This is a genomic window from Trichlorobacter sp. (genome assembly GCF_030247655.1).
GTDB lineage: Bacteria > Desulfobacterota > Desulfuromonadia > Geobacterales > Pseudopelobacteraceae > Trichlorobacter.
Genome location: NZ_JAOTRZ010000176.1, coordinates 1 through 6,345 on the forward strand (window position 1 = coordinate 1; position 6,345 = coordinate 6,345).

General features: G+C 54.9%; 4 protein-coding genes and 1 pseudogene. All 5 read left to right on the forward strand.

Going from position 1 to position 6,345, the window contains the following annotated elements; translation table 11 throughout:
- A partial coding sequence (locus OEL57_RS12875; RefSeq protein WP_300740944.1) for an acyl-[ACP]--phospholipid O-acyltransferase occupies positions 1-3,087 on the forward strand: 3,087 nt, incomplete at its 5' end.
- A gap of 58 nt (positions 3,088-3,145) precedes the next feature.
- Positions 3,146-4,327, forward strand: a complete 1,182-nt coding sequence (locus OEL57_RS12880; RefSeq protein ID WP_300740945.1) for an ATP-binding protein — start codon at positions 3,146-3,148, stop codon at positions 4,325-4,327.
- Positions 4,328-4,382: 55 nt separating this feature from the next.
- Entirely contained in the window at positions 4,383-5,294 is a 912-nt protein-coding gene (locus OEL57_RS12885; protein ID WP_300740946.1) for a hypothetical protein, read from the forward strand.
- Positions 5,295-5,372: 78 nt separating this feature from the next.
- A pseudogene (locus OEL57_RS12890) lies at positions 5,373-5,492 on the forward strand (metal-dependent hydrolase); the annotation flags it as partial.
- 88 nt (positions 5,493-5,580) lie between these two features.
- Positions 5,581-6,345, forward strand: a 765-nt coding sequence (locus OEL57_RS12895) for an ATP-binding protein (protein ID WP_300740947.1), incomplete at its 3' end; no start/stop codon positions are given.

Here is a 6,345-nt window from a genome sequence, read left to right on the forward strand (position 1 = left end):
GAGGTAACATCCCTTGCAGTGCTGGCCTTTGCCAAAGGTCTGGCCTGGCTGCTGTACCTGACCCTGTTTTTAATGGCCACCCACAGCGCCTTTTTTGCCCCGGCCAAGTACGGCATTATCCCGGAACTGGCCCCAAGGGAAGAGCTATCCCACGCCAACGGCCTGATCGAATCATTCACCTTCCTTGCCATCATCTTCGGTACCACACTGGCCTCAGTCCTGACCCAGGCAGCATCCGGCCGTTTCTGGCTGGCCGCCTGCTTCTGCCTGCTGGTGGCGATCATCGGCCTGATCTGCTCGCTGCAACTGCCCAAAGTGGCTGCAGCAGCATCTGAACGCCGTATCCGCATCTTTCCGGCCGAGATTTTCCGTACCCTGCAGCATGTCTGGCATGACCGCTGGCTGATGCTGGCCATCATTGGCTCAGCCTGGTTCATGCTGGTGGGGGCCTTTACCCAGTTAAACCTGATCGGCTACGGCATCCAGCAGTTGGGGATGACTGCCGATAACAGCAACTACCTGTTTTTGGCTTCTGCCCTGGGGATTGCGGGCGGTTCACTACTGGCAGCCAAGCTGTCCGGCAAGGATGTTGAATTCGGCATCGTACCGCTGGGGGCGATCGGCCTGACCATCGCGCCGGTGCTGCTGCACAACGCACCTCCCCATCTGCCCACCGTGTTGGCTATTATCGTGCTGTTCGGCATCAGCGCCGGTCTGTTCTCGCTGCCGCTACAGACCTTTATCCAGATGCGTTCAGAACCGGCCATCCGGGGAGAGGTGCTGGCTGCCTCCAGCTTTGTCAACTGGGTCGGCATCCTGATCGCTGCCGGACTGACCTACCTGTTCAGCGGACCGCTGCATATGACTGCAGCCCAGGGGTTCAGCGTAATGGGCCTGATCACCCTGCTGCTGACCCTGGGCACCATCCGCTACCTGCCGGATTTTCTGCTGCGCTTTGTGGCATTGGGCGTCATGAACCTGCTGTACCGGATCAGGATTGACGGCAAGGACAACGTTCCACTGGAAGGCCCGGCCCTGCTGGTGGCCAACCATGTTTCCTGGATCGATGCCCTGCTGTTGGTGGCAACCCAGACCCGTCGGATCAGATTTGTGATGGATCGCAGCATCTACCAGACCCCAACACTTAACTGGCTGTTCCGGTTGATGGGGGTGATTCCGGTCTCTGCCAAAGACGGTATTGCCGGGTTCAAAGAGTTCATGCGCTCCACCCGTCAGGTGCTGAAGGAGGGCTACCTGGTCTGCATCTTTGCAGAAGGTGAGATCACCCGCCACGGCAGCCTCAACGCCTTCCGGCCCGGCTTTGCCAAGATCGCCCAGGCCGCCAATGTGCCGATCATCCCCACTTACATCGGCGGGGCCTGGGGCAACATCTTCAGCTATGCCCGCAACCGCCGGATCTACCTGAACCGTTACCCGATCTCGATCCTGTTTGGAGCACCACTGCCAGCTGACCAACCGGTCAAGGTCCGTACCAGTGTGATGGAACTGTCAGTGCACTACTTTGAAAGCCGCAAACATGACCGCCTGCCGCTGGCCGATGCCTTTATCAACACCGCCCGCAGCAACTGGTCGCACCCGGCGGTTAACGACACCACCGGCAAGAGCGCAACCTACGGCAAACTGCTGACCGGAGCCCTGCTGGTCAAAAACCGGCTCAAACCGCTGCTTAACGGTACCAATGTCGGCGTGCTGCTGCCCCCGTCCATGGCCGGGTTTACCGCCAACATCGCCCTGACTCTGCTGGGCAAGGTGCCGGTCAACCTCAACTACACCGCCTCACGGGATGCCTTTGCCTCATCATTGGAGCAGGCCGGGATAACCTGCGTGGTTACCTCAAAGAAGGTGCTGGAGAAACTGCCTGACCTGCCGATGCCGCACCAAATCATCCTGCTTGAAGATGCTATGACCAGCCTGGGATCGCTGGAAAAACTGCAGTCCCTGCTCAAGGCCCGCCTTGCACCCCGGATGACGCTCTGCAGCCAGCGCCCCAACCCGGATGACACCGCCACCATCATCTTCTCATCCGGCAGCACCGGCACACCCAAAGGGGTCATGCTGTCGCACCACAACATCCTCTCCAACATAGAATCGCTACGGGCGGTGTTCCAACCAGACCAGAACGACCGTGTGGCTGCAGTGCTGCCGTTGTTCCACTCCCTGGGCTTTACCGGCACGCTTTGGCTGCCGCTGCTGTCCGGCTTCTCATCGGCCTGCCACAGCAACCCGCTGGAGGCCACCCAGGTGGTCAAGCTGGTACGCAATGAGAAGGCCACCATCCTGATCGCTACCCCCACCTTCCTGTCTGCCTATCTACGCAAGGCAGATCCAGAGGATTTCAAATCCCTGCGTCTGGTGATCACCGGGGCTGAGAAGCTCAAGACTGAACTGGCCAACGCCTTTGAAGAGAAATTCAAACTGCGACCATTGGAAGGATACGGTGCCACTGAGCTGTCACCGGTTATCTCGCTGAATATCCCGGATGTGGAGATCGGCGGAGTGCGACAGAAGGGACAGTTACCCGGCAGCGTGGGCAGACCGATCCCCGGAGTGGCCGTGCGGATCAGCGACCCGGACAGCGGCGCACTGCTGGATGATGGCAAACCTGGCCTGATAGAAGTGGCTGGCCCCAACCTGATGACCGGCTATTTGGGCAAGCCTGAAGAAACCGCCAAGGTGATCAGGGATGGCTGGTACAACACCGGCGATATCGGCTACATCAATGAACAGGGCTTTGTGGTGATTACCGACCGTCTGGCCCGCTTCAGCAAGATCGCTGGCGAGATGATCCCCCACGGCGCGGTAGAGGAGCGACTGCTGGCAGCCCTTGGGACAACTGATCCACTACTGGCGGTCACGGCAGTACCGGATGAGAAAAAGGGAGAGCGGATTGCGGTGGTCTTTGATCAAGGCCAGCTGGATGAAGTACGGGTCAAGCAGGCCATTGGTCAGGCCGAACTGCCCAACCTCTGGAAACCTTCACTGTTTGTGGCAACAGATGCGATACCGATGCTGGGCAGTGGCAAACTGGATCTGAAGGGGTTGAAGAAGCTGGCAGAGGCGGCATAGTTATACAAAATTACATTTCATCTGTGAATTTGTACAAAATAATGGTAACCTACTGAACATGCTAATACATCGAACCATACAACCAGAATTATTGCGGCTGGCCGGACAATACCCGATAGTGACCATTATCGGGCCGCGTCAATCCGGTAAAAGCACTCTGTGCCGGATGGCCTTTCCGGAAATGCCCTATGTCTCCCTTGAGCAGCTTGCCCTGCGCGACTATGCAATGGACGATCCGCAGGGTTTTTTGCGGGATTACGCCGCCAATGGAGCGATAATCGACGAAATTCAACGAGTCCCCGGACTGTTGTCGGAACTACAGGTGCTGGTGGATGCCAACCCTCAGCAGAAAGGTGCCTACATCATCACCGGCAGCCACCAGTTCCAGCTGATGGAAAGCGTTACGCAATCCCTTGCCGGACGAACCGCCATTCTCAAGCTGCTACCGTTTTCATTTGCGGAGCGTTACGGTAAAGAGTTTCCGCAAGATATCGCCAAGCTGCTGTTTGAAGGGTTTTACCCGCGTATTCTAAACGATCAGCTGGACCCGGTTGAGGCGCTCTCGTTCTACCTGACCACCTATGTTGAGCGTGATGTCCGTGAGATCATGGCAGTCAAAGACCTGGCCCTGTTTACCCGTTTTCTGCGGCTCTGTGCCGGGCGCACCGGACAGATTCTTAACATCAATTCGCTGGCTGCCGACTGCGGCATCAACCACGGCACTGCCCGGGCCTGGCTCTCTGTGCTGGAGGCCAGCTTCATCATCACCCTGCTGCAACCGCACTTTGAAAACTTCAACAAACGCCTTGTCAAGTCCCCCAAGCTCTATTTCTGGGATGTGGGGCTGGCAGCGCATCTGTTGCGTATAGAGCAGGCCGGCCAGATTACGCATCATCCGCTGGTTGGCGCCCTGTTTGAAACCTTTGTGGTGACGGAACTGATGAAGCAACGGTTGAACATGGTACGCGAACCGCATCTGTACTACTGGCGTGACAATGCCGGGCACGAGGTTGATCTGCTATTTGAATCACCAGCCGGGATAGTGCCGATTGAGATTAAACTGGGTGCCACTATCCAGCAAAGTGCCTGGAAGGGGATTGACCACTACCGCAAACTCAATGTTGCTGCACAGCCGGGGCTGCTGATCTGCGGGGCAACAGAACGCCAGCAGCGCAGTAATGGCATGCAGGTGGTTGGATATCCCCATATCAGCGATGTTATGGCTGGCTTGTGTAACTGAAAAGCAGGTTTCTCGCCGAGGCGCAAACAACGCGAAGAAAACCAGAGGCTAACAGATGGGATTTGAAACAGCGCTCGATATTCTGCATTTCATCACCAAGGCAATAACGGTTGGTTACTGGCTTTTCGTAGCAGCGGTGATGTTGGGTGCCTTTTTCGCCTTCAAGGGAAAAGCTCCGCTTTGGGGGCGTGCGTTGGTATCCCTGATAATCGGCAGCATGCTGATGAGTTGGCCGATTATTAACCAGATCATACATAGCAAGCAGAAGAAGGAACACAAGGCGGTCTACGATGTGGCCGACGCACAGTTTCAGATGCGTTGCAAGAGCGCCGGTGTAAAGATCTATCGCACCGTGGACAATGTGGAAGGGGTGCTGCTTATGAAGCTTAGACCCAAGTGGGATCCTTATGACCAGAACCAGATTGATCCGTATGGGAATGATTATGACGATGCAGAAGGCTACATAGGTTCATTTCTTCGTGGGCGTACTGAAACATGGTCACCAGTTGAAGACCCGAAAAAGGCGCCTTACCCCGGCTACCGCTATGTTGATGTAATAGAGGCTGAAGGTAAACGGTACAGGTATACGGGATATATGGATGAAATCTGGAAGAGAGACCCCAATTATCGTAAAGGATATTCACAGTTTGCGTTAAAAAAGCAACTCACCAAAGCCCCTGCCCCTCGCTATGGCGTCACCTACGATGACATTACCACTCCGGAAGAACGCAAGATGTGGATAGCAGGTAGTTCGCTCAAGATAGTGGACCTGAAGACCAACGAGGTTGTTGCCGAGCGGATAGGCTACATGATTGACCGTGGCATGGGAGCCAATGGCGGAGGACGTCAACCCTGGACTCATGCAGCCAAGTGGGCTTGCCCCAAATTCCCAGGGACAGAACAACCAGACAAGAGTGCACAAACCAGAAACTTTACTGAACAAGTTCTCAAGATAAAGGGGCGTTAACCGGCTGATAGAACCTAAAAAGGTTTTCTTTTTACGTCTTACTTAGCGTCCTTTGCGCCTTTGCTAGAAAGTTGTTTTATGAACCAGATTATCGACATCCACTGCCACACCGCTGGCATCGGCGCCGGCAACTCCGGCTGCTTCATATCCCCGGCCCTGCGCAAGAGCTGGAAGTACAGGGTGTACCTTAATATTTTTTCGGATTATTAAGTAATATTTTTCGGATTATCATTTTACTTTTTGCGGATTATTGCGTACCGTCTTTACCTGACGGAGGCATCCAACCATGATTAAACGCCATATAAAAACACGCATTAAAGAGCTCTTGAATGACTTTCGGATTGTCTATCTCACCGGCCCCAGACAGGCTGGTAAAAGTACCCTTGTACGCGAGATAGCAAACGAAGAGGGGCTGGGCTACTACACCCTAGATGATGCCGCACTGGCAGGATCTGCCGAAAGCGATCCGTTGGGGTTCCTGGCATCACTGCCCAAACCGCTGGTACTTGATGAATTCCAGATGGCTCCTGCTCTGATCAGTGCCATCAAAATGGCTTCTGACACAGCAGATGGCCAGAAAGGCCTTTTTCTCCTTACCGGATCATCAGATGTTTTCCGCTCGGCACAGGTACAGGAGGCACTGCCGGGACATATGGCCCGGATTGAGCTTTTCCCCTTGTCACATGCAGAACGGAACCAGCAACATGACAACGCAATTGACCGGCTTATGGGCGGAACGTTTACGACAGCCGCATACAAAGCACTGGATCGATCTGAACTAGGAACCATGTTGATTGAAGGCGGCTATCCTGAAGCAACAACCAAAAGCCCGCGCTCTCGTAGCATCTGGTTTGATTCGTACATTCAGGGTCGCCTGCTGAAAGACTTTGAAGTCATGCACCATGCCAAGGGCGACTACCAGACCAAGTTGTCGGCACTTGTACGCAATCTGGCAGGTATGACCGGCAATCTCTTAAAATACGCCAATATTGCCAATGATCTGTCTCAGGACGACAAGACCGTAAAAAAATACATCGAGATACTGGAACTG

Bases quoted from the DNA above. Each gene is read 5' to 3' on its own strand.
- OEL57_RS12880 (WP_300740945.1), top strand. From the start codon at position 3,146: ATGCTAATACATCGAACCATACAACCAGAATTATTGCGGCTGGCCGGA.
- OEL57_RS12885 (WP_300740946.1), top strand. From the start codon at position 4,383: ATGGGATTTGAAACAGCGCTCGATATTCTGCATTTCATCACCAAGGCA.